Genomic DNA, 522 nt, shown 5'->3' with positions numbered 1-522 from the left:
AGTTTTACCGTGGTCAACGTGGCCGATTGTACCAACGTTAACGTGCGGTTTTGAGCGTTCAAATTGTTCTTTAGCCATCGGATTGTCCAGTACGATTAAGTTTACAAAGCGCCAAATATAACAAAGGGCAGATATATTACTATATCTACCCTAAATAAATTCTGGAGCTCAAGAGCGGAATTGAACCGCCGACCTCACCCTTACCAAGGGTGTGCTCTACCCCTGAGCTACTTGAGCTTTTTTCACATTGGAGCGGGTAGCGGGAATCGAACCCGCCTCTTCAGCTTGGAAGGCTGAGGTAATAGCCACTATACCATACCCGCCTTACGTGAATGGTGGTGAGGGGTGGATTCGAACCACCGAAGCTCGCGCGTCAGATTTACAGTCTGATCCCTTTGGCCACTCGGGAACCTCACCAACAATTTCAAAACTTCGCATGGCCGTTGAGATGGTGCCGGCACCAAGAGTCGAACTCGGGACCTACTGATTACAAGTCAGTTGCTCTACCAACTGAGCTATACC

General features: G+C 48.9%; 3 tRNA genes and 1 pseudogene. All 4 read right to left on the bottom strand.

The window, feature by feature from the left end:
- Positions 1–78 (bottom strand): annotated as a pseudogene (locus Q0882_RS16675) (elongation factor Tu); the annotation flags it as partial.
- Positions 79–162: 84 nt separating this feature from the next.
- A tRNA-Thr gene (locus tag Q0882_RS16670) sits at positions 163–237 on the bottom strand.
- Between the two features lie 11 nt (positions 238–248).
- Positions 249–323: transfer RNA gene (locus tag Q0882_RS16665), tRNA-Gly, on the bottom strand.
- Positions 324–333: 10 nt separating this feature from the next.
- Positions 334–417: transfer RNA gene (locus Q0882_RS16660), tRNA-Tyr, on the bottom strand.
- Positions 418–522: the final 105 nt, after the last annotated feature.

The organism is uncultured Neptuniibacter sp., assembly GCF_947498015.1.
GTDB lineage: Bacteria > Pseudomonadota > Gammaproteobacteria > Pseudomonadales > Balneatricaceae > Neptuniibacter.
This window is presented reverse-complemented; position numbering and strand designations above follow the sequence as displayed.